Genomic DNA, 20,213 nt, shown 5'->3' on the forward strand with positions numbered 1-20,213 from the left:
TCCCGGGCGAATGCCTGACCAGAAAACATTAGGCACTGATACATCCCCCGCCGGGAACGGGAAGTTGAACGATCGAAGAACACCCCTACACCGTGTAGGTGGAGCAGGGTGCTCCGATCGAGGTGATGAGCTTCAGGGCGTGCTCGGACGGCGAACCGGGCTTGGCGAGGTAGACGAACAGGACCTGGTCGGGATCGCCGGGGAAGGTGACGACCTCGGACTCCAGCGTGAGGTCGCCGACGACCGGGTGGTGCAGGTGCTTCGTGTGGTGGCTGAACTCGACGACCTTCTGCTCGGCCCACCACTTGCGGAAGTGCTCGCTCTTGATCGACAGCTCGCCGACCAGCTCGGTCGTCTTCGGGTCGTCGGGGTGACGGGCCGCGTCCATCCGGAGCGCGCCGACGAGCTCGGCGACGATGCGCTCCCAGTCGTCGGCCCACAGCAGCCGCGCCGCTTCGTCGAGCAGCACCCAGCGGACCGCGTTGCGGTGCCTGGCCGGCATCGACGGAAAGTCGGCGAGCAACGCCCGCGCCGAGCGGTTCGCGGCGAGAACGTCCGTACGACGACCGAGCACGTACGCCGGCGCATCCCCCAACTGCTCGATCAGCGCGAACACTCCCGGCCTGACCACCTGCCCCGACCGCGGCGTACGGCCGCGTGCAGGCCGGGCCCGTACGGCGACAGTCTCGAGATAGTTGCGCTCGGCCCGATCCAGCTGCAGCGCGCCCGCGATCGCATCCAGTACGGCGTCCGACGGCTCGATCGGCCGCCCCTGCTCGAGCCGCGTGTAGTAGTCGACACTCACCCCCGCGAGCTGAGCCAGCTCCTCGCGCCGCAGCCCGGGAACCCGTCGCTTCTGCTCGTCGAGGATCCCGAGCGCGGCCGGATCGAGCGCCGCCCGCCGTGCCCGCAGGAAGTCTCCCAGCTCTTCGTTTCGGGTCATGTCGCCATCATCCTCCGCCGGCCGCTCGTCGACCGGCGTGTGCCTGGCCCTCCGCGTCCTAGGCAGCGCCAACCCAGGACGCAGCGGGCTCACTCCGACGCCCAACAGGGCCGTCCCGCCGCTTTGACTGGATGCCATCAGCAACCATCGTGAAGGAGATCCACCATGTCCACCTGGCTCATCACCGGCGCCACCTCCGGCTTCGGCCGCCTCGTCGCCGACCGCGTCCTGGCCACCGGCCACCACGTGATCGCCATCGGCCGCCGCCGCGACCGCCTCGACTCGCTCGCCGATTCAGCACCCACCGGCCAGGTCACCGCACTCCCCCTCGACGTCACCGACGACTCCGCCGAACAGGTCATCACCGACGCCGTCCGCACCGCGGGCGGCCTGGACGTCGTCGTCAACAACGCCGGCTACGGCCTCTTCGGCGCAGTCGAGCAAACCGACGCCAACACAGCGAAGGCGATCTTCGACACCAACGTCCTCGCCAACCTCGCCGTACTCCGAGCCACCCTCCCCGCGATCCGCGCCTCCAAAGGCCGCATCATCCAACTGTCGTCACTGCTCGGTTCCTTCTCCTGGCCCTCATCCGGCCTGTACTCCGCCTCGAAGGCCGCCGTCGAAATGCTCAGCGAGGCCCTCGCCCACGAACTGGCCCCAACCGGCGCAAAGGTCACCGTCATCCAGCCCGGCACCTTCGCCACCGAGTTCGTCGGCACGGCGCACGTCGTACCCCCGAACGAGACCTACCAACCCACGGTCGGCGCGTTCCTCGAGCACATCTCGCAACTCCCCACCGAGTCCCTCGGCGACCCCAACACCGTCGCGGACACCATCCTCACCGTCGCCACGATGGACAACCCACCTCTGCGCCTCGCCGTCGGCCAGGACGCGATCGACGCCATCCGCACCGCCCTGCAAACCCGCCTGGACGATCTGCCGGAGTGAAACCCAGAAGAGTTCTTCGCGAAGAACTCTTCTGGGTTAGGCTGTGCCCATGAGCGATCGGGAGCCGGCAGGTGACGTCGTCCTGGATGTGGCTGCATTACGGGTGCTGGCGCACCCGATGCGGCTGACGTTGCTGGAGCACCTGCGGCAGCGTGGTGCTGCGACGGCGCGACAGCTCGCCGAGCACTACGAGATCGACTCTGGTGCAGCGAGCTATCACCTCCGGCAGTTGGCAGCCGGGGGTCTGATCGAGGAGGACACCCAGCGGGGCACCAGGCGCGATCGCTGGTGGCGGGCTCGGCACCGATCGTCGGTGCACGATCCTGCACGCGGCGGTCCAGACGAGCGAGAGGACAGTCGTGGCTACCTGCACGCGGTGCTGCTCGCGTACAGCGAGCAGCTGCGACGGCTGGCGTACACCGCACCGCTTCTGCCCGACGAGTGGTACGAGGCGTCGACGTTCAGCAACTACACGCTGCGCTTGACTCCGGACGAACTGAACGAGCTGAAGTCAGAGCTCGCTACGGTGATCAACAAGTACCACCGCCGCGACGACGCAGCTGGATCGCCAGTGGCCCTGCAGCTTCACGGGTTTCCACTGCTCGAACCGGACGATGACATATAGCCGCGCAACGCCAACGGCTGCCTACCGGGACCGCAACGTCCTGCGCTGGGCGGCGGCGTACACCGCATCGGTCAGCGGCGACATCGTCTTCTTCCTGACCCTGTCCTGGGCGGTGAGCCAGGTCGCCGGACCGGCGCAGGTCGGCGCGGTGCTGGCCGTCGGAGCCATTCCCCGGGCGCTGCTGATGCTGGCCGGCGGAGTGGTCGCCGACCGGTACGGCCCGCGCCGAGTGGTGATCGGCAGCGACTTCGCGCGCTGCGTGATCATCGCCTGCGCTGCCGCGCTGGCGCAGTTCACCGCGGGCGGACTGCCATTGCTGTACGCCGTCGCGCTGGTCTTCGGCGTGATCGACGCGCTGTTCATGCCGGCTGTGGGGGCGCTGGCGGGCCGGCTCACCGATCCAGGACAACTCGGCCGGGTGCAGGGACTGCGGGTGCTGGCCGTCCGGGTCAGCAACGCGGTCGGTCCGATGATCGCCGCGATCGTGCTGGCTGCCGCCGGAGTCGCCGCAGGCTTCGGTCTTGCCGGGCTGCTGTTCAGCCTGTCCTTCGGTCTCCTCCTGGCGGTCCGGATCGATCGAGGACAGACCATCGAGCCTTCGACCGGCTCACCGTTGGACGATCTCCGCGCCGGGCTGCGCTACCTCTGGAGCAACCGTCAACTGGCCCGCCTCGTCGTGGTGGTCGGATTGAGCGAGCTGTGCTTCAGCGGTCCGGTCGGAGTCGGTCTCGTTCTCCTGACCGCCGAACGGCAATGGAGTCCGGCCGTCCTCGGCTGGGCCCTGAGCGTGTTCAGCATCGGAGGTGCACTCACCGGAGTTTTGCTCACCGCGCTGCCCCGCGTCCCACGAGCGGGCGTCGTGCTCGTCGCGAGTCTGCTTGCGACCGCCGTACTGGTCGGCGCCTTGGGCCAGGTCACCTCGACCGAAGCCCTGATCGCCGATTCGGCCGCCCTCGGAACGATCAGCGGCGCAGCGATGGCCATCGCCAACGCTCTCCTCCAGCGTTCGACCGAACCCCGGTATCTCGGCAGGGTCGGATCGGTCGCCTCCCTGTGCACCCTCGGCCTGAGCCCTCTGCTCTACCCGATCACCGGCCTGGTCACGGCCGCTTGGGGCACCGGCGTCTTCTTCGCCGGTTGCGCCTTGGTGTGCGTGCTGGCCGCACTCACCGCCGCGACGGCCAGAGCCATCCGCAACTCCGAACTCTGACGCCACCGATCTGCGCCGCCGCGCAGCCGGATCCAACCACGGGCTCAGACACAACTGACAGTCAGACCCGACCGCCGGCTGTGCGGGCTACCGAACCCGGGCCACGCCCGACGGCTTCGTCGTACGGGCCACACGGAGCTCGACGCGGTGCCGGAGATCATCGCGCCCGATGGCGTCGTAGAGCTGACCGGCAGTGTCCTCCGCCGCCGCGCGGACCGTGTCGAGGTCGGCGGTAGGTTCGAGGGTTGCGGTGAGCTGGGCGACGAGCTCGCCGCGGTCCAGCGCGATCCGGCCGGTCGCGGCGCGCACGCCAGGAGTCAGCGCGAGGGCGTTGCCTGCGGCGCGTACGGCGGCGTTCGCGTCGACGGTGAGCCGGCCGGTGGAGTCGCTGCCGGGGAGGCGGAGTTGACCGGTGCCGCGGCGTGGGAGGTGTCGCGCGAGCCAGGTCAGGCCGGCGACGAACAGCAGGGCGCCTGCACCAGCGGTTGCCCAGGGCCACCAATCTGTGGTGGGCAGCTCGGCGAGGCCGGTGATCTCGATCCGCTCGGGGGCGCTGGGCAACAAGTCGTAGCGCCAGGCGAGCGCGGCGGCACCGGCCGCGAGCAGGGTGATCGCGAGGACGACGGCGGCGAGGCGGTCGAAGGCGATGAGTCCGCGGCGCACGTCAGTTCTCCTCGACAGTGACCCGGGTCCGGACCCGGAGATTCGGTACGACGGCCCGCAGCCGCTGGTCGATCGCCGCGGTCAGGTCGTCGTGGACCCGGGGCTCCGCGCTGATCGCGGTCGCGACGACCCGCACCGAGCGGCGCCCGGCCTTGGTGGTGGCCGCGGTGACGGAGTCGATCGTGGTCGCCGTGTCGGCCGCCAGACGGGCAGCGTCCGAGCCGCGGATCCAGACTCCGCCGTCGCCGACGGCCAGGTGGGTCGCCCTGCGGGGCTTGACGGCCGCGATCAGGATGCACAGCCCGGCGACGAGCGCGACGATCCCGGCCGGGATCATCCAGTCGACGGGCTTCAGCACCGCGGCCTTCCCGATCAGCCACTCCAGCCACGGTTCACCGGTGACGGCACCGGCGGACACCAGAGCTTCCCGTACGCCGACCGCGCCGAGGGCTGCGGTGGCGAGGGCGGCAACGATCCCGACGGTCGCGACAGCCGGTGCCGCGACCGGCTTCTTCGCAGGTGTGCTCGTCATACGACCCTCCGCGGACGCTGTCGGTCGGGGCTGGGCAGCTCGACGGCGGAGATGTCGACGCTGACGCTGTCGACTCCCAGGCCGGCCAGATCGGTGATGGCCCGCGCCGCCTGCTCGCGGACCTCGGCGGCCAGGTCAGCCAGCCGGTAGCCCCACTCGGCGGCGATCTCGACGCCGACCTGGACGCACCGCCCGGCCACCTGGGCTTTCGCCCTGGGCAGGCCACGTCCGAAGGTCGAGTCCTGGCGGACGACTCCCGCGACCCGGAGCGCGGTGATCTCGGCGATCCGCTCGACCGCCCGCGGGCTGATCTCCAGCGTGCCCCGGTTCGCCGCGTCCACCACCGGCGCGTCGGCCGGCGCGAGGGTGGCGAGGTCAGCCACGGCCACGGCGGGACATCAGGTCGTCGAGGCCCTTGCTGCCGTCGGACAGGTAGCGCCCGGCGACGAACCCGACCGCGCCGAGGACGAGCGCGAGGAGGAACCCGGCGAAACCGCCGGCCGCGGCGGCGATCGCGATCAGCAGGCCGGCGAACAGGCCGATGGTCGAGGTGCTCACGAGGTCTCCTGGAGAGTCGGTCCGGGCACGGGCGCCGGCGCGTTCGGGGAGCGAGAACTTCGGTGCTGCAGGCAACCGCCCGGGTCCGGCCGGCGCCGGTCCCGCCGCGCCGCGACCCCTTGCGCCGCGCGACCGTGCTGAAGCAGGCGCGGATCGAGGTCCTGACCGCGTACGACGGTCACCGGACGCGGCGTTCGACCGGTTCGGCGTCGAGGTCGGCGGTGTCGTCGTCCTCGCCCTCGAGGTGGATGTCGTTGACGGCGATGTTGACCTCGGTGACCTCGAGCCCGGTCATCCGCTCGACCGCGCCGATCACGTTCTGGCGGATCGCGGTGGCCAGCTCGGCGATGCTCACGCCGTACTCGACGATGATCTGCAGGTCGATCGCGGCCTGGGTCTCGCCGACCTCGACGGTGACGCCCTGGGACAGGTTGGTCTTGGAGCCGGGGATCCGGTCGCGGATCATGCCGACGGTCCGGGCCGCCGTACCGCCCAGGTCGTGCACGCCGCCGACCTCGCGGGTCGCGATCCCGGCGATCTTGGAGACCACCTGGTCGGCGATCGACGTCCGGCCCTGCGCACCGGTCAGGTTGCCGTCGGCAACGTCGACCGGGGCGGCCGACTTGAGCGTCTTGCCGGTCGCGGCGGTGGTGCTGGTCTGCGTCATCGTGTCGTCCTTCGGTTCGCTGGGTTCGACTGCGTGGTCTTCGGTGTGACGACGGCTCCGGATCGTTCGTCACGTTACGCTCGGTGTGATCAGCCTCACGCGACGCATCGCGGGCGGAACCGTGACTTCCGTGCGATTGCCGTCGTCTGTTCAGCAACGCACCCGGGCCACGGGCGCGCGGACGAGACCCGGAGGAGGACATCGGTGAGTGCGGCAGGACCGGACGCCCCGCGGGCACTTCCTGCGCCGTCAGCGGCCGGCGTACGAGCGGGTCTGGCCGAGCTCGACGAAGCGACGCTGGTCGCCCGCGCGCGCAACCGTGACCCCGCCTCGTTCGAGATGCTCGTCCGCCGGTACCAGCGCCGGATCTACGTGTTGTGCCTGCGGATGCTCAACGGCGCCAGCGGCGAGGCCGAGGACGTCGCCCAGGAGGTCTTCGTCACCGCCTGGCGGCGGCTGCCGGAGATCCAGTACGACGGCGCCTTCGGCAGCTGGCTCTACCGCACGGCCACCAACAAGTGCCTGACGATCCTGCAGCGCCGCAAGCCCGTCGACGAGCTCGACGAGCGCCACGACCCGCCGGAGACCGGCGCCGGGAGCGACCCGGCCCGGGCGGCGCACAACAGCGAAGCGATGAAGGCCCTCACCCTGGCGCTCGCGCAACTACCGCCACCGCAGCGGGCCTGCTGGCTGCTCCGCGAGGTCCACGGGCGCTCGTACAACGAGATCGCCGAGCTGGTCGACGCGACGCCGACAGCGGTCAGAGGACGAATTGCCAGAGCCCGGGCCGAGCTAGCGGAGGTGATGAAACCGTGGAGATGAACCCCACCCAGGAGACCGGACACCCGCTGCCCTGCGGTCGCAGCGTCGAGGACGTCTGGGACGACATGGAGGCCGGCCGGGTCACCGACCACGCACTGACCTGCCCGCACTGCAGCACCGCCCGGACCAGCCTGGACGAGCTCACCGAGGCCACCCGAGCGCTGATCGACGACCCCGCCGTACCGCCGGCCGGTTTCCTCGACAAGATCATGACCGCGGTCCGCGCCGACCTGAGCCTCGGCGCGACGATCGCCCTGCCGAGCAGCACCGCGCAGGTCGACATCTCGACCTCGGCCCTGGCCGCCGTACTGCGGTACGCCGTCGACGGCGTCGACGGCATCCGCGCCCATCAGTGCCGCATCACTCCCGCCGCTGACCACCCAGGCGCGGTCGCGGTCTGGATGTCGGTCGCGCTGCGCTTCGGCTCGGGCCAGGTCACCGCGCTGGACGAGGCCCGCCGGCGAGTCGCCGCCGCTCTCCCCGAGCGCATCGGGCTGGCGCTCGAATCCCTCGACTTCGAGGTCGTGGACGTCTGGATCGACCGGGAGGACCCGCGATGACGACCCCGTGGGCCCCCGGCGGTCTCGTCCCGGCCACCCTGCTCACCGAGATCCGCGCCGCCGAGTCCGCCGCCAAGGCCGCCCGCGCGGTCCCCGGCGTCGTCCGCCTGCAACCAGGCGTCTGGGGCCTGCTGCGGCGGTTCGCGGCACAGGCCTGGACCCAGGCCACCGGCAAGACGCTCCCCGACATCGGAGGCGTCGACGCCGGCTTCACCCCCGACCGGCAACACCTCCGCGTCGACCTGCGCATCGTGGTCAGCATCACCCACCAGGCCGCCGAGGTGGCCCAAGCCGTCGCCGACGCCGTCACCGCGGCACTGCCCGAACACCCGACCCAGGTCCGGGTCCACATCGTCGAGATCGACCTCGAGCCCCAGTAGGCACCTGCCCCGCGCTACGGCGTCTCGCGGAGGGCCGCGCCACGGAGTACATGCCCAGGGCAACGGTGACGCGATGTCCCTCGAGATCTGGACCGTACTCGCGGCCCTGGTCGCGTCCGGCCGCCTGGTCGTGCCGATCGAGGCCGAGTACCCGCTGGAGGACATCGCCCACGCGTACGCCGACGTCGCGCCCCGGCACGGCTTCGGCGAACGCGTCGTCCGGCTCCGCGCGGACCCGCCGGCGGTTGTAGTCCCGACCGGTACGACGGTCTTCTCCAACCAGCTCGGTGAGCACCTGTCGGCTCGAGCCGAGGGCGTGATCGCCACTCCCCCGGCGAATCAGGTCCGCGCGACACCCGCCGCCGCGTACGCGTCGGCCTCGTCGAGGGTTTCGTGCAGCAGGAGTTGTTCCGCGATGCCGTCGAGGTGGGTGCGGTTTTCGCGGAGCAGTCTTCTCGCTTCCTGGTAGCACTCGTCGATGAGGCGGCGGACTTCCTCGTCGACGGTGTTGAGGAGCGAGTCCGACGCGACGGCCCGCGGGTCGCCGTCGGCGGGGAGGACCGAGACCGGGCCGACAGCCGCCGACATTCCCCAGCGGCCGACCATCGACCGCGCGATTCGGGTCGCGGTCTCGAGGTCGCTCTCGGCGCCTGTCGTCACCACGCCGAGGACCTCCTGCTCCGCGGCCATGCCGCCGAGGGCGCCGATGATCCGGCCGCGCAGGTAGTCGACGTCGTAGCCGTAGCGGTCCATCTCCGGTGTCGACAGCGTGACGCCCAGGGCGCGGCCGCGCGGGATGATCGACACCTTGCGGACCGGGTCGGCGCCGACCTGGATCATGCCCAGCAGGGCGTGACCGCCTTCGTGGTACGCCGTACGCCGCCGCTCCTCCTCGGGCATCACGACGTTGCGCGCCGTACCGAGCTGGATCTTCTCCAGCGCCGTGGTCAGGTCATCCTGGCGGACCTCCGAGCGCCCGGACCGCGCCGCGGCCAGCGCCGCTTCGTTCAGCAGGTTCGCCAGGTCCGCGCCGGTCATCCCGGGGGTCGACTTCGCCATCGCAGCCAGGTCCACGTCGGCGGCCAGCGGCTTGCCGCGGGCGTGCACCTTCAGGATCGCCTCGCGGCCCTTCTGGTCGGGTGCGTGCACGGTGATCGTCCGGTCGAACCGGCCCGGCCGCAGCAGCGCCGGAGCCACCTTGCGGGCCTCCTGGAACAGCTGCCGGACCCGGCTCGCGCCGACCCCGACGATCGCCTCGATGAACTCCGACGCGCTCGCCGAGAAGAACGGCACCCCGGCCTCCCCCGCGGTCGCCCGGGCGAGCAGCGTCTTCCCGGTCCCGGGACTGCCGGCGAGCAAGGCACCTTTGGGCGCCCGTGCGCCCAGCCGCCGGTACTTGTCCGGATCCTTCAGGTAGTCGACGATCTCGGCGATCTCCGACTTGACCTCGTCGATGCCCGCGACGTCGGCGAACGTCGTACGGACCGTCTCCGGATCGACCGGCTTCTTCTGGCCGCCGCCACCGAGCAGACCACCGAGCCCACCCGCGGCCGAACGCTGCTGGCGACGGAACAGCCACAGGTAGAAGCCGACCAGCAGCAGGATCGGCGCGAACGAGATCAGCAGGTTCCAGAACGCGCCACGCGTCTGGACGACGGGCGTCGCCCGGACCGTCGTGCCGCTCTTCTCCAGCGCCTCGTACAGGTTGTCGTTCGCGAACGTCGGCCGCTCGGTGGTGAACTTCGTGTACGACGAATCCGTCTGCCCCGGCACCGACGCGGCGTCCTTCAGCCGCCCCTCGATCGTGTCACCCCGCGCGAACACCTCGGCGACGTTGCCCTTCTGCACCTGCAGCGTGAACTCCGTGTAGGCGATCGTCTCCGCCCGCCCCGACATCTCGTCCTGCACGCTGGTGAGCACGAACAGCAACAGGTACCCGCCGGCGATCCAGGCCACCACCTTCAACCACCGCGGCCGCCGCGGCCTCCCGCCGCTACCCGCCGGGAGCCCCTCGGTCCGCCACGGCGGCACCGGATGCCGGCGCGATCCCCCCATCCGCTCGTCACGCTCCGGCGTACGCTCGTCGCCCTGTCCACTCATCGAAACCTCCGTCTGCCGCGATCCCTTCACCATCGCTCACCGAGCCCCGATCGAGACAGAGCACGCAGGCCGACGATGGTGGTGGTTCAGCTCGACAGAGGAGTCTGACCCGTGTCAGCTCTGGTCGGTCTTGTCCGGGCCTCCGCGACGGCTGTACGGCGCCCGGATCGACAGGGCGATGCACGGACCGACGAGGACGCCGAAGATCACGGAGCCCCAGACCGACGACGGAAAGTACGACGGCAGCAGCGCCCTGCCGATCAGACTCAACACGAAGCACACGCCACCACCCCACAGCACAAGAAGCCACCACGGAGCCTTGAACCTCAAGTAGTTGCGCATCCGGACGTTATAGCCGACCCACAGGCCAGCACCGGGCCGTCGCCTCGCTGGCGCCCGATCTCAACGGGATTCGCCCGACGTTGGTTGCACGGGTCACCTGTCTGCACGAGGCTGGAGTCATGAACCGCTCCGAGGAAGTTCGGGCGATCGCCGAGGCCACCTGGTCGTCATCGGACATGACTGGGGCGGCGTCCTCGGTTTCGACTGGGCACGCCGCCACCCGTCATCGGTGCGGGGAATCGCGTATCTGGAAACACTGATCGCGCCCGTCTCGTGGAGTGACGAGAACGCGCCTGCTCCCGTGCTGTTCAAAGCCCTGCGCAGTACTGCCGGTGAGCAGTTGGTGTTGCTGCACAACGTCTTCGTCGAGAAGGTGCTTCCTGCCGGCACTCGACGGCAGCCCCAACCAGCAAGAAGTCACCGTCCCCGGTCTCCACTTCCTCCCCGAGGACTCCCCCACCGAGATCACCGCCGCCCTCACCAACTGGCTGGCGACTCTGCCTTGAGCATGCCGGCCCCCGACCGGCTTCCGCGGCAGCGGCTGGAGCTACTCTGGAGGAGCGGCTCGCGGTTGCGGGCTCGCTTCGTGGAGAGGCTCAGGATGGCTGACGGCGCCTGGGGTCGGGTGCATCACGACCTGCCCGGTCGGCGGGGCACGCGCTGACACGGTAGGTACGGACGTGTCGTCGCGTGCTGCGCGGGACTGCAGCAGTGCGATGCCGCCGGAAGCTTCCTGATCACGGGAAGGCTGCCCGGCGGTGGCTTCGTGCACCCTTGATCCTGCCGTGTCGCAGAAGGTCCTTGCCGGCTTCGACACCACGGCCAGACAGCGCTCAGGCTTGTCGAACCTGGCACCCCTGCGATCCTGCGAAGGTGTCATGTACCCCTACGAAACGCAACGCCGCATCATCGTCACCGGAACGGCCGGGTCCGGGAAGTCCACGTTCTCCCGGGCACTTGCGGCCAGATCCGGTCTACCGCTCATTCATCTGGACCTGCACTTCTGGAAGCCAGGCTGGACCGAACCGTCGGAGGCCGAATGGCGCGAGAAACAACGCGCCCTCCTCGCCGACGACGCGTGGATTGCCGACGGCAACTACACCGAGACACTCGATCTGCGGCTCGAACTCGCTGACACCGTGGTGGTTCTGGCCACGCCGTGGTGGCGGTGCGCAGGACGCGCGTTGCTGCGCGGCTGCCGAATGCCGGACAAGCTGCCGGAAGGATGCGAGTACACGGCGTGGCAGCGGCTGCGTGACGAGTGGCGCCTCGTCCCGCGCATCTGGCGGGAGCGGCACGTGAAACTCGAGCAGGAGCTGGAGATCGTGGCCCGCCGAGGGCAGCACGCTGCCCAGCACGTGCTGAAGTCCAAGCGCGCGATCAGGAAGTTCGTCGATGTGACTGCGAAGGGGAACGGCGATGAAGGCAACTGAAGCGCACCTTGCGGTGGCCGCGGCGATGTCGATCGCCGCGGACCTCGACCTGGCCGTCGACGAAGCGGTCGTTCTCAGCGACTCCAACCGGCTCGTCGTCCGCTTGATGCCCTGCGACACCGTCGCCCGAGTCACGCCCATGACGCATTTCGCCGACGCAGAGCAAGAAGTCGAGCTCGTGCGGCAGTTGGAGCAGACGGACAGTCCGGTCGCTCCACTCGATCCCCGGGTCGCACCACGCGTCTTCGTGCAGGACGGCTTCCAGGTCACGCTGTGGACCCACGTCCCGACTAGGCAATCCGGAATCCCTCGGTCGACCGGCTACGCACAGGCGCTCGCGCGCCTTCATGCCGGCCTGGCGCGGATCGAGATCGCAACCCCACACGTCATGGATCGTGTGAGCGCTACTCAGCGAGACGTCGCCAGCCGCGACGTCACTCCCGAACTCGCGGAGACGGATCGGGAACTGCTGGCCGGCACCCTGCACCACCTGGCCCGATCGATCGTGAGCAGGGACGACCAGCTCCTGCACGGCGAGCCGCACCCGGCCAACCTCCTCGACACGAAGGATGGGCCGCTGTTCATCGACTTCGAGAACGCCGCCCGCGGGCCGGTCGAGTACGACCTGGCGTGGGTGTCCAGGGAAGTCAGCCGGCACTATCCCGACGCCGACCACAACCTGGTCGGCGTTTGCCGAGGGATCGTGCTCGCGATCGTCGCGACACATCGCTGGAGCCTCAACGACCAGCACCCGAGCGGCAGGAGATCAGGAGTAGCGTTCCTCCGCGCCCTGCGGCAAGGCCCACCGTGGCCGGCGCTCGACGAGGTCGCCTGGTAGACCGCTCCGGTACTCCAATTCACGCCGCCGCGCCGACCGGCTCACAACCGCCGGCCGGCCGACCGCACATCCCGCACCGTCGCCAGAACACGAACCACGGCCAGTACGGCGCTGAGGACCAACGCGGCGTGCACCAACCAGGACACGTCGGGCGCCCACAGGCTGAGCTGTCCTAGCGAGACTCCTGCCAGGCCGGGCAGTACGACGGCCAGCGCATACGCGAGCACACCGAGGACGATGAGGCTCAGCGCCAGCCCGACCACGCGACGTCGGGTGCTGCGTTGCTTGGGGCTCCGGCGTAGCTGGAAGTGCGGTGACAGTCAGCAGGGTGAGCGCCACGAGGCCGAGGACTACGAGGAGCGCCAGGTAGATCGGGTCGGTGCCGTGGGGCTCCGGCTCGGCGCCGGCCAGGAGGGCGGCAGCACCCAGGGCAGTGTCCATCAGCTCGGTGTCGTGGAACGGGCTGTAGGCGTTCTGCAGAACCACCAGCGCTTGGTCGCGCTTGGGCAGCAGGACGATCGCGGCCTGATACCCGGGCGCGGCGCCGCCGTGCCAGATCATCGGCTCCTCCGTGCCCGGGACCTTCGACACCCGCCAGCCGAGCGCGTACCCGTTGCCGTCGCCGACCGCGACCTGGGAGGTGTGGAGCAGGCTGCGTTCCTTCTCGCCGAGCACAGGCCCGCCCGCCAGCTGGGTTCGCGCGTACGCCGCGAGGTCGTCCACGGTGCCGACCAGGTAACCGGCCGGGACCGTTGCCGGGTCGACCTCGGTGTCGAAGGCGCGCGGGCCACCGAACACGAACCGATGTCCGGCCGGCAGCACCTGGCCGGTCCGGCTCGCGTCCGCCAGGGGGCTGTTCACACCGGCCGGCGCGAGCAGACGCTCCGACAGCACCTGTGCGAACGCCTTACCGGTGACAGCCTCGACGACGGCTCCGAGCACGATGTAGTTCAGGCTCGAGTAGTGGTGCTCGGCGCCCGGCGCGGCGACTGGTTCGAGCCCAGCGATTTGAGGGATCAGCGAACTGATGCTGCGGCCGGCGTCGTACCGGTCGGTGTGTTCGAGGCCCTCGGGCAGTCCGCTGGTGTGATCGAGCAGCTGCCGCACGGTGACCTGACTCGCCGTCCCGAACGGCGGCACCAGCTTCGCCACGGCCGCATCGAGATCCAGCACTCCGTCTCGGGCCAGCAGGGTCACCAAGGTCGCCGTGATCGGCTTGGACACCGAGCCCCACAGGAACGGGGTCTCGGCACTCACCGCGCGGCCGTCACCGTCCTGGCCGAAGGTGGCTTGGTGCTGCACACCTTCGGGGCCGACCACGGCGTACGCCACTCCCGGCACACCAACCGTGCGGCTCCGCTCGGCTACGAAGCTGTCCAACGTCGCTGCATCACCGGCACCAGCCGCGGCAAGCGCGCTCTGGCCCAGCACCACCGCCAGGAACACACCCAGCGCGCGCCGTGTCCAGCGGGCCTGTCCACGCAGGAAGAACGTCATCATCGGCATCCCCTGTTCAGCTCTGTTGCGGCCTCAGCGCTGGGCGGCGAGGAAGGCCTGCAGGTCGGCGGCGAGCTGGTCGGGGTACTCGCCGTTGATCGCGTGCGAAGCATCGGGGTAGAGCTTCACCGTCTTGTTCGGCAGCGCGCTCTCCGCCGTACTGCGCGCCTTCGGCGGGTCGTGCATCACCGACTTCCCGGCGATGAACGCGAGGACCGGCATCGTCAGAGCGCCGAGCTGCGCCTCGGTGATCCGCTCCGGCTGCGGCTGGCGCATCGTGTAGTTCTTCATCCCCGACTCGATCATGTCCGCGACCGGCACGTCCTCGACCGGGGCACCGCCGGCGGTGTAGGAGTTGAAGCTGTCCCGCCAGGAGCGCGGCAGCCATTTCACCGCGGCCGGGATCGAGCGGACGACGGTCTCGAGCGGCATCCCGTCGAAGACGTTGACCGGTTCCAGCAGCGTGAGGGTGGCGACCCGGTCGGGGTGTCTGAGGGCGAAGTTCGTCGCGGTCCAGCCGCCGATCGACAGGCCGACCAGGTCGAACTTCTTCTCGGGGAGCTCGGCGAGGGTCTGGTCGAGCCAGGCGGCCTTGTCCTCGGACGTCGTGATCGGGCGGCTCTGGATGCTCATGCCAGGTTCGCCCAGCAGGTCCACGGTGTAGACGTCGCCGATTCTCAGCAGCGACGGCAGATTGTCGGCCCACACCGGCGTACCGGACGACGTACCGGGCAGGAGCAGGAGCGGCGTACTCGATCTCGCGCCGGCGCCGTTGAAGCGATAGACCCGAACCAGCCCGTACGCCGTACGGATGTCGCGGACCGCCGTCGGAGCCGGCACGTCCTTCATCGCCAGGTCGTACTTGTCGAGGTAGTCCTGGTAGCCGTCGGCGCTGTTCCAGTGACCGACCGGCGAAGGAGAACGCACGACCAGCGCGACCGCGACGCCGGCCACCACGAGCACCCCCAGCACGACCCGCGGCCAACGGCGCTTCTTGTCTCCGGAAGAATCCGTCATCTCGGCTCCTAACCGCTTGGTAGGTAAACTAACCATACGGTAGAATTCGGGTCATGCCGACGTTGCCGCCTGACCGGAAGCTGACACTCACCGAGCAGGCCCGTCGCGCGCAGCTGATCGCGATCACCGTGGAGCTGGTCGCGGAGGTCGGCTACGCGGGCACGTCGCTGGCCAAGATCGCCGAGCGGGCGGAGGTCACCAAGGCCGCGGTGCTGTACTACTACCCGTCCAAGAACGCCCTGGTGGAGACCGCGCAGGCCGAGGTCCTGGCGGCCCTCGTCGCCGCCGTCGGCAACGCCATCGACGCGGCACCACCCGAGGACTGGCCGGCGGTCTACGTGCGCTCGATGATCGGGCACCTGCGCGACAACCCCCGGCACACCCGGATGATCATCGAAGCCGCCATCCACACCGGCGGAAGACCTGACCCCGCCGCCCGGTGGGGACCCCTCGCTCAGGTCCTCGCAAGCGCTCGCGAAGCACGGAACCTGCCCGCGGAGATCGACCTCCGCTCCCCCGCGATCATCATCGGCGGCGCCATCGACGCGATCGTCTCCGAGCACGTCAACGACCCCACCTACGACACCGGCCCACCCACAGAGCTCCTGGTCACCATGATCGAACGAACCGTCCTGTCCCCCGATCAGGCCAACTGACCAGCGCCTTCTGAGCCCGGCCGGAGTCGACTACCCGTTCGCCACCTCCAGCTGTACGTCGTGGTGGTCGGCGTCCGCAGCGGCGAACGCGAGGAGGTGAGCACCCTCGGTGGTGAGTGCCGTGGCGAGTTCGGCGGACGGTTTGCGGTAGGTGCGGACCCGAAGGGTCGCGCCGGCTCCGGTTCGCTCCAGCGTCCAGTCGCCGCCGGTCTCGCCGTCGATCAGTACGACGGATGGCACGGGCCCGTGCGGGCGGAATGAGTGGCGGTGGAAGTCGTCGGTGATGACGCGGGTCCGGTCGGCGTGCGAGAGCAGCAGGTTGTCGAAGTCGTACAGGTAACGCGGCGGCGCGGGCGTGGCGGCATCGGGGCGAGGAGCATCCGGGAGGTCGAACAGTTCGCGGTTGTCGTCGTCGCGGTGGACGAGCAGTTCGCCGCGCATCGGCTCGATCACCTCCGCCAGCCTGGTCAGGCCTGACCAGGTCTGGACGTCGCGCACCGTCGCGGGGCCGAAGGCACCGAGGTAGCGGCGAATCAGGCCGGCGAGATCGAGACCACCGGCGGTCAATCCGCCGAGCCAGGACTCCGCGGTGGTGTGCGCGATCGTCCCGCTCCGGCCCCACAACCCGCGCGGCGGTACCTGCACGAGCGGCACCAGGTTGCGTACGGCGTACGCGAGGCTCCCCGGCGCGACGTCGGGCCAACGCTGGTGCAGCAGCGTCCCGAGCTCCCGCTGGGTTCTCGGGCGCTCGGCGAGCAGCTCGCGGCCGGCGGCGGTGACCGCCTCCACGTCGAGATCGCGGACCGCGTCGCGGTGCGTGTGATTGCTGAACAGGTCGCGATCCAGGACCGGCTGGACCAGCGGGCGCAGCGCGGCGGCGTCGCGTGCGGTGACCAGATGAATCGTCGACCTCATCACCGCCATCCGGACCAGGGCTCGCGACGTCAGCCCGTCGGCGGCGAGTTCGGGGCGGAAGCCGTCGATGCGGGTCCACAAACCGGCGTACCAGGTGTGCGGTGTCTGCGCCTGGAGGCCGACGAGATGTTCGATCACGTCGGGGACCGGCCGGTCGGTCCGGGCGAGCAGGAACTGGCGGGCGAGGGTGGCACGGTTCAGGTCACGCCGACTCAGCAGGCTGGGCATCGGGTCGATCTTCTCCTTCTGAGGCAGGTGTTGGAGTGTTCAGCGCGAGGCCTGGCGGTACCGCTCGGCAAGCCGCTCGAGGTACGCGTGCAGCTCGGGCGGCCCGTCCTGGACCTCGAAGTCGAAGTCGAGCAGCCCCAGATGCACCGCGAGGCCTTTGACGGAGCTCGACCCGGTACTGAACAGACAGGTGTGCTCGTCGATCGGTTCGATGGTGCCGGCCGCCGGTGGCAGCCGAGCGGCCGTGATTTCTGCTGGTGCGTGGATGACGATCCGGGCGCGGTGGCGCCAGGCCGCGGCCGACACTCGCCGGGAGACATAGGCGGCGAGGTCACCGTCTTCGGGCAGCGGGCGCGGCGTGAACCGGGGCCCGGTGGGCACCCGGGGCGAGATCCTGTCGACCCGGAACGTCCGCCAGTCCTGCCGCCCGAGGTCGTACCCGACCAGGTACCAGCGGCGCCCCCAGTTGACCAGACGGTACGGCTCGATCTCGCGCCTGGTGGCGTCGGCGCCGTGCGACAGGTAGTCGAACCTGAGCCGCTCGTGGTCGCGGCAGAGCGCCGCGAGCTGGGAGAGCAGCTCAGGATCGATCCGCGGCGCGGCCTCGTCAGGCGGCACCTGGACGGTGTAAGCAGCCACAGAGCTGACTCGGCGGCGCAACCGGGACGGGAGGACCTGCTCGAGTTTCGTCAGGGCCTGCACCGAGCTCTCCTCCAGTCCGCTCATCTCGGCGGCCTTTCGGAGCCCGATCACGACAGCGACGGCCTCCTCGTCGTCGAGCAGCAGCGGCGGCAGCGACCCGCCGGCGCCGAGGCGGTAACCACCGACGGAGCCTCGAGTGGCGTCGACCGGGTAGCCCAGGGTGCGCAGCCGTTCGACATCGGCGCGGATGGTCCGAGAGCTGACCTCGAGCTTCGCCGCCAGCTCGGCACCGGTCCAGTCACGGGGCGACTGGAGCAACGCGAGCAGCTTCAGCAGCCGTGCCGAGGTCTCGATCATGCGGAAAGTCTGCCCGTTCATTAGGAAGCTGGCTCGCCTAATGGGCTCATAGTGTTCTGGACATGACGACAGCTACCGACATCCGCCCGTTCCGGATCGACATCCCCCAGGCCGACCTCGACGACCTCCAGAGCCGGCTGGCCCGGACCCGCTGGGCCAACGAGCTCCCGCTGAAGACGGAAGGCGTGGCACAGACCGGGCCGGTGCCACCGGGTTGGGAGTACGGCGTACCGGTCGGCTACGTGCAGCGACTCGTCGAGACGTGGCGCACCACCTACGACTGGCGCGCGTGGGAAGCGCGCCTGAACGAGTACCCGCAGTTCGTCACCGAGATCGACGGCCAGCAGATCCACTTCCTGCACGTCCGATCGGCCGACCCGGACGCCGTTCCGCTGCTGCTGACGCACGGCTGGCCGAACAGCGTGATCGAGTTCCTCGGGCTGATCGAGCCGCTCACCGCGCCCGCCGAAGGGCAGGCCTTCCACCTGGTGATCCCGTCCCTGCCCGGGTTCGGGTTCTCCGGCCCGACCGCGGAACAGGGCTGGAACAGGTACCGGACCGCGCGCGCCTGGGCCGAGCTGATGCGTCGCCTCGGCTACGCCAAGTACGGCGCCCATGGCAACGACGCGGGCGCGTACGTCGTACCGGAGCTGGGCCGGATCGATCCCGACCACGTCATCGGTGTCCATGTGACCCAGCTGTTCTCGTTCCCGTCCGGCGATCCGGCCGAGCTGGAAGGACTGTCCGAGCACGAGATCGGATACCTGAACTTCCTGCAGACCTTCCGCGACAGCATGTCGGCGTACGCCAAACTGCAGGAGACGCAGCCGCAGAACCTCGCCCACGCCCTGGCCGACTCCCCAGCAGGCCAACTCGCCTGGATCGCCCAACTGCTCGGAGGCACCAGCGACGAGCACGTGCTGACCAACGCGACGATCTACTGGCTGACCAACACCGGCGCCTCCTCGGCCCGCTTCTACTACGAGGACCACCACGCCGAGCATCCCGCCACACCGACCACCACACCGACAGCCCTGGCCAGCTTCGCCTACGACTTCCGGCCACTACGACGATTCGCCGACCGCGACCACGCGGCCATCGTCTCCTGGAACGAGTACGACCGCGGCAGCCACTGGGCCACCCAGGACGCCCCCGACCTCCTCGTCGAGGACATCCGGGGCTTCTTCGCCAAGCTCACGACCGCCTAGGTCACGCTCCGCGCGAGGACGGCGAGGAAGGAACCACCTTCCTCGCCGTCGGCTCGATGGCCGTCCTGAGCATCTATCTGCGCCTTCCCTCTGTTCGCCTGCCTCACAGAGCACGCAGGGCAGGTCCGAGCTCCTTGGTGAAGAAGTCGAAGAACCCAGCCGTGTCCGGACCGGCGTTGATCAACGCGAGATGGTCGTAGCCGGCCTCGACGAACGGCTTGGCGATCTCCACATGCCGATCCACGTCGGGCCCGCACCCGAACTGATCGCGCATGTGGTCGGCGGTGATCAGCTCGGTGGCAGCATCGAAGTTGACCGGATTCGGCAACTCGGCTTGCACCTTCCAGCCCGTCAGCCCGAAGCGGAACAACTTTCGCGCCGATTCCGCCGCCTCGTCTTCCGACCGGGCCCACGACAGCGGAACCTCCGCGTAGCGGCTCCCGTTCCCACCAGCTTTCTCGTACGCCGTGACCAGATCCGCCCGCGGCTCGGTGACGAACAAGGCGTCCCCGAGCTCACCGGCCAGCTGCGCCGATTCGGGCCCGCCGGCGGCGACCGCGATCTCCGGCAGCTCGTCGGGCAGGTCGAAGACCCGGGCGTCCTCGAGTCGCAGGTGCTTGCCGTCGTACGAGTGGTACCCGCCGCTCCACAGCAACCGGATGATTTCGATTGCCTCCCGCAACATCTCGTGCCGCGTGGCCACCGCCGGCCAGCCGGCACCGACGACATGCTCGTTGAGCCGCTCACCCGCGCCCAGGCCCAGCGTGAACCGGCCGCCGGACAGCAACGCGACGGTCGCCGCGGCCTGTGCGACGATCGCCGGGTGGTACCGAATGAACGGGCAGGTCACCCCGGTCGCCAATCCGATCCCCGACGTCCGCGCGGCGATCGCCGCCAGCATCGAGAACGCGAATCCTGAGTGCTCGTGCTCACCGACCCACGGATGAAAGTGATCGCTGACCTCGACGAAGTCGAACCCAGCCTCCTCCGCCCGCACCGCCTGCTCGACGATCTCGACCGGACCGTACGCCTCCGCGATCAACTTGAACCCGAGCTTCACGACACACTC

The 20,213-nt window shown here is 69.7% G+C and carries 24 protein-coding genes; 11 read left to right on the plus strand and 13 right to left on the minus strand.

Features of this window, described 5'->3' with window-relative positions; genetic code table 11:
* Positions 1-85: 85 nt before the first annotated feature.
* Positions 86-943, minus strand: a complete 858-nt coding sequence (locus ACZ6Z4_RS13400) for a helix-turn-helix transcriptional regulator (RefSeq protein WP_465562396.1) — start codon at positions 941-943, stop codon at positions 86-88.
* Positions 944-1,108: 165 nt separating this feature from the next.
* Between ACZ6Z4_RS13400 and ACZ6Z4_RS13405 the strand changes: the two genes are divergently transcribed.
* The 3 genes from ACZ6Z4_RS13405 to ACZ6Z4_RS13415 are packed head-to-tail and all read left to right on the plus strand — an operon-like array spanning position 1,109 to position 3,729.
* Complete coding sequence (locus ACZ6Z4_RS13405; RefSeq protein ID WP_465562398.1) at positions 1,109-1,894, plus strand: SDR family oxidoreductase; 786 nt, start codon at positions 1,109-1,111, stop codon at positions 1,892-1,894.
* Between the two features lie 49 nt (positions 1,895-1,943).
* Positions 1,944-2,519, plus strand: a complete 576-nt coding sequence (locus ACZ6Z4_RS13410; RefSeq protein ID WP_465562400.1) for a helix-turn-helix domain-containing protein — start codon at positions 1,944-1,946, stop codon at positions 2,517-2,519.
* On the plus strand, positions 2,509-3,729 hold the full coding sequence (locus ACZ6Z4_RS13415) for an MFS transporter (protein WP_465562402.1): 1,221 nt from the start codon (positions 2,509-2,511) through the stop codon (positions 3,727-3,729). Before ACZ6Z4_RS13410 ends, ACZ6Z4_RS13415 begins: the two co-directional genes overlap by 11 nt.
* A gap of 87 nt (positions 3,730-3,816) precedes the next feature.
* On the opposite strand, the gene ACZ6Z4_RS13420 is transcribed toward ACZ6Z4_RS13415, so the two are convergent.
* The 5 genes from ACZ6Z4_RS13420 to ACZ6Z4_RS13440 all read right to left on the minus strand — a co-directional run bounded on the left by ACZ6Z4_RS13420 (position 3,817) and on the right by ACZ6Z4_RS13440 (position 6,149).
* Positions 3,817-4,392 (minus strand): Asp23/Gls24 family envelope stress response protein, encoded by a 576-nt coding sequence (locus ACZ6Z4_RS13420; protein WP_465562404.1) that lies wholly within the window; start codon positions 4,390-4,392, stop codon positions 3,817-3,819.
* Between the two features lies 1 nt (position 4,393).
* Positions 4,394-4,924, minus strand: coding sequence for a DUF6286 domain-containing protein (locus tag ACZ6Z4_RS13425; protein ID WP_465562406.1), 531 nt, complete (start codon positions 4,922-4,924; stop codon positions 4,394-4,396).
* Positions 4,921-5,313: an Asp23/Gls24 family envelope stress response protein gene (locus ACZ6Z4_RS13430; RefSeq protein WP_465562408.1), complete on the minus strand. Its 393-nt coding sequence runs from the start codon at positions 5,311-5,313 to the stop codon at positions 4,921-4,923. Before ACZ6Z4_RS13430 ends, ACZ6Z4_RS13425 begins: the two co-directional genes overlap by 4 nt.
* The gene (locus ACZ6Z4_RS13435) at positions 5,300-5,482 is read right to left on the minus strand and encodes a hypothetical protein (protein WP_465562411.1); all 183 of its coding nucleotides are present in this window, start codon (positions 5,480-5,482) and stop codon (positions 5,300-5,302) included. The genes ACZ6Z4_RS13430 and ACZ6Z4_RS13435 overlap by 14 nt, the downstream gene beginning before the upstream one ends.
* A 178-nt stretch (positions 5,483-5,660) precedes the next feature.
* The gene (locus tag ACZ6Z4_RS13440; RefSeq protein ID WP_465562413.1) at positions 5,661-6,149 is read right to left on the minus strand and encodes an Asp23/Gls24 family envelope stress response protein; all 489 of its coding nucleotides are present in this window, start codon (positions 6,147-6,149) and stop codon (positions 5,661-5,663) included.
* Between the two features lie 204 nt (positions 6,150-6,353).
* Here ACZ6Z4_RS13440 and ACZ6Z4_RS13445 point away from each other — a divergent pair, with 204 nt between their 5' ends.
* The 3 genes from ACZ6Z4_RS13445 to ACZ6Z4_RS13455 are packed head-to-tail and all read left to right on the plus strand — an operon-like array spanning position 6,354 to position 7,911.
* On the plus strand, positions 6,354-6,971 hold the full coding sequence (locus ACZ6Z4_RS13445; protein ID WP_465562415.1) for an RNA polymerase sigma factor: 618 nt from the start codon (positions 6,354-6,356) through the stop codon (positions 6,969-6,971).
* The gene (locus tag ACZ6Z4_RS13450) at positions 6,962-7,531 is read left to right on the plus strand and encodes a hypothetical protein (RefSeq protein WP_465562418.1); all 570 of its coding nucleotides are present in this window, start codon (positions 6,962-6,964) and stop codon (positions 7,529-7,531) included. The genes ACZ6Z4_RS13445 and ACZ6Z4_RS13450 overlap by 10 nt, the downstream gene beginning before the upstream one ends.
* Complete coding sequence (locus ACZ6Z4_RS13455) at positions 7,528-7,911, plus strand: hypothetical protein (protein ID WP_465562420.1); 384 nt, start codon at positions 7,528-7,530, stop codon at positions 7,909-7,911. The genes ACZ6Z4_RS13450 and ACZ6Z4_RS13455 overlap by 4 nt, the downstream gene beginning before the upstream one ends.
* A gap of 339 nt (positions 7,912-8,250) precedes the next feature.
* Here the strand turns inward: ACZ6Z4_RS13455 and ACZ6Z4_RS13460 are convergent, their stop codons facing one another.
* Both ACZ6Z4_RS13460 and ACZ6Z4_RS13465 read right to left on the minus strand, forming a co-directional pair.
* Positions 8,251-10,011, minus strand: a complete 1,761-nt coding sequence (locus tag ACZ6Z4_RS13460) for an ATP-dependent metallopeptidase FtsH/Yme1/Tma family protein (protein WP_465562422.1) — start codon at positions 10,009-10,011, stop codon at positions 8,251-8,253.
* Between the two features lie 114 nt (positions 10,012-10,125).
* Positions 10,126-10,353: a hypothetical protein gene (locus ACZ6Z4_RS13465; protein ID WP_465562425.1), complete on the minus strand. Its 228-nt coding sequence runs from the start codon at positions 10,351-10,353 to the stop codon at positions 10,126-10,128.
* Between the two features lie 169 nt (positions 10,354-10,522).
* Between ACZ6Z4_RS13465 and ACZ6Z4_RS13470 the strand changes: the two genes are divergently transcribed.
* From ACZ6Z4_RS13470 to ACZ6Z4_RS13480, 3 genes are all read left to right on the plus strand, one after another.
* Positions 10,523-11,017, plus strand: a complete 495-nt coding sequence (locus ACZ6Z4_RS13470; RefSeq protein ID WP_465563763.1) for a hypothetical protein — start codon at positions 10,523-10,525, stop codon at positions 11,015-11,017.
* Between the two features lie 121 nt (positions 11,018-11,138).
* Complete coding sequence (locus tag ACZ6Z4_RS13475) at positions 11,139-11,786, plus strand: P-loop NTPase family protein (RefSeq protein ID WP_465562427.1); 648 nt, start codon at positions 11,139-11,141, stop codon at positions 11,784-11,786.
* Complete coding sequence (locus ACZ6Z4_RS13480; RefSeq protein WP_465562429.1) at positions 11,773-12,624, plus strand: phosphotransferase; 852 nt, start codon at positions 11,773-11,775, stop codon at positions 12,622-12,624. Before ACZ6Z4_RS13475 ends, ACZ6Z4_RS13480 begins: the two co-directional genes overlap by 14 nt.
* Here the strand turns inward: ACZ6Z4_RS13480 and ACZ6Z4_RS13485 are convergent.
* Together ACZ6Z4_RS13485 and ACZ6Z4_RS13490 are read right to left on the minus strand one after the other, a co-directional pair.
* Complete coding sequence (locus tag ACZ6Z4_RS13485) at positions 12,553-14,130, minus strand: serine hydrolase domain-containing protein (RefSeq protein WP_465562431.1); 1,578 nt, start codon at positions 14,128-14,130, stop codon at positions 12,553-12,555. The two genes, ACZ6Z4_RS13480 and ACZ6Z4_RS13485, sit on opposite strands and share 72 nt — an antisense overlap.
* Before the next feature lie 24 nt (positions 14,131-14,154).
* A complete protein-coding gene (locus tag ACZ6Z4_RS13490) occupies positions 14,155-15,138 on the minus strand; it encodes an alpha/beta fold hydrolase (RefSeq protein WP_465562433.1) in 984 nt (327 codons plus the stop codon).
* 53 nt (positions 15,139-15,191) lie between these two features.
* Here ACZ6Z4_RS13490 and ACZ6Z4_RS13495 point away from each other — a divergent pair, with 53 nt between their 5' ends.
* A complete protein-coding gene (locus ACZ6Z4_RS13495) occupies positions 15,192-15,794 on the plus strand; it encodes a TetR/AcrR family transcriptional regulator (protein WP_465562435.1) in 603 nt (200 codons plus the stop codon).
* Positions 15,795-15,824: 30 nt separating this feature from the next.
* On the opposite strand, the gene ACZ6Z4_RS13500 is transcribed toward ACZ6Z4_RS13495, so the two are convergent.
* Both ACZ6Z4_RS13500 and ACZ6Z4_RS13505 read right to left on the minus strand, forming a co-directional pair.
* Positions 15,825-16,937 (minus strand): winged helix DNA-binding domain-containing protein, encoded by a 1,113-nt coding sequence (locus ACZ6Z4_RS13500; protein ID WP_465562438.1) that lies wholly within the window; start codon positions 16,935-16,937, stop codon positions 15,825-15,827.
* 39 nt (positions 16,938-16,976) lie between these two features.
* Positions 16,977-17,936: a helix-turn-helix transcriptional regulator gene (locus ACZ6Z4_RS13505; protein WP_465562440.1), complete on the minus strand. Its 960-nt coding sequence runs from the start codon at positions 17,934-17,936 to the stop codon at positions 16,977-16,979.
* 62 nt (positions 17,937-17,998) lie between these two features.
* Between ACZ6Z4_RS13505 and ACZ6Z4_RS13510 the strand changes: the two genes are divergently transcribed.
* Complete coding sequence (locus ACZ6Z4_RS13510) at positions 17,999-19,144, plus strand: epoxide hydrolase family protein (protein ID WP_465562442.1); 1,146 nt, start codon at positions 17,999-18,001, stop codon at positions 19,142-19,144.
* A 103-nt stretch (positions 19,145-19,247) separates the two neighbouring features.
* Here ACZ6Z4_RS13510 and ACZ6Z4_RS13515 read toward each other — a convergent pair whose 3' ends face one another.
* On the minus strand, positions 19,248-20,204 hold the full coding sequence (locus ACZ6Z4_RS13515; protein WP_465562444.1) for a TIGR03557 family F420-dependent LLM class oxidoreductase: 957 nt from the start codon (positions 20,202-20,204) through the stop codon (positions 19,248-19,250).
* Positions 20,205-20,213 lie beyond the last annotated feature (9 nt).

The sequence above is a fragment of the Kribbella sp. NPDC104740 genome, from assembly GCF_055583505.1.

Coding starts and splice junctions, on each gene's coding strand:
- ACZ6Z4_RS13400 (WP_465562396.1), bottom strand. CDS start 943: ATGACCCGAAACGAAGAGCTGGGAGACTTCCTGCGGGCACGGCGGGCG.
- ACZ6Z4_RS13405 (WP_465562398.1), top strand. CDS start 1,109: ATGTCCACCTGGCTCATCACCGGCGCCACCTCCGGCTTCGGCCGCCTC.
- ACZ6Z4_RS13410 (WP_465562400.1), top strand. CDS start 1,944: ATGAGCGATCGGGAGCCGGCAGGTGACGTCGTCCTGGATGTGGCTGCA.
- ACZ6Z4_RS13415 (WP_465562402.1), top strand. CDS start 2,509: ATGACATATAGCCGCGCAACGCCAACGGCTGCCTACCGGGACCGCAAC.
- ACZ6Z4_RS13425 (WP_465562406.1), bottom strand. CDS start 4,924: ATGACGAGCACACCTGCGAAGAAGCCGGTCGCGGCACCGGCTGTCGCG.
- ACZ6Z4_RS13440 (WP_465562413.1), bottom strand. CDS start 6,149: ATGACGCAGACCAGCACCACCGCCGCGACCGGCAAGACGCTCAAGTCG.
- ACZ6Z4_RS13455 (WP_465562420.1), top strand. CDS start 7,528: ATGACGACCCCGTGGGCCCCCGGCGGTCTCGTCCCGGCCACCCTGCTC.
- ACZ6Z4_RS13460 (WP_465562422.1), bottom strand. CDS start 10,011: ATGAGTGGACAGGGCGACGAGCGTACGCCGGAGCGTGACGAGCGGATG.
- ACZ6Z4_RS13465 (WP_465562425.1), bottom strand. CDS start 10,353: ATGCGCAACTACTTGAGGTTCAAGGCTCCGTGGTGGCTTCTTGTGCTG.
- ACZ6Z4_RS13480 (WP_465562429.1), top strand. CDS start 11,773: ATGAAGGCAACTGAAGCGCACCTTGCGGTGGCCGCGGCGATGTCGATC.
- ACZ6Z4_RS13485 (WP_465562431.1), bottom strand. CDS start 14,130: ATGCCGATGATGACGTTCTTCCTGCGTGGACAGGCCCGCTGGACACGG.
- ACZ6Z4_RS13490 (WP_465562433.1), bottom strand. CDS start 15,138: ATGACGGATTCTTCCGGAGACAAGAAGCGCCGTTGGCCGCGGGTCGTG.
- ACZ6Z4_RS13495 (WP_465562435.1), top strand. CDS start 15,192: ATGCCGACGTTGCCGCCTGACCGGAAGCTGACACTCACCGAGCAGGCC.
- ACZ6Z4_RS13500 (WP_465562438.1), bottom strand. CDS start 16,937: ATGCCCAGCCTGCTGAGTCGGCGTGACCTGAACCGTGCCACCCTCGCC.
- ACZ6Z4_RS13505 (WP_465562440.1), bottom strand. CDS start 17,936: ATGATCGAGACCTCGGCACGGCTGCTGAAGCTGCTCGCGTTGCTCCAG.
- ACZ6Z4_RS13510 (WP_465562442.1), top strand. CDS start 17,999: ATGACGACAGCTACCGACATCCGCCCGTTCCGGATCGACATCCCCCAG.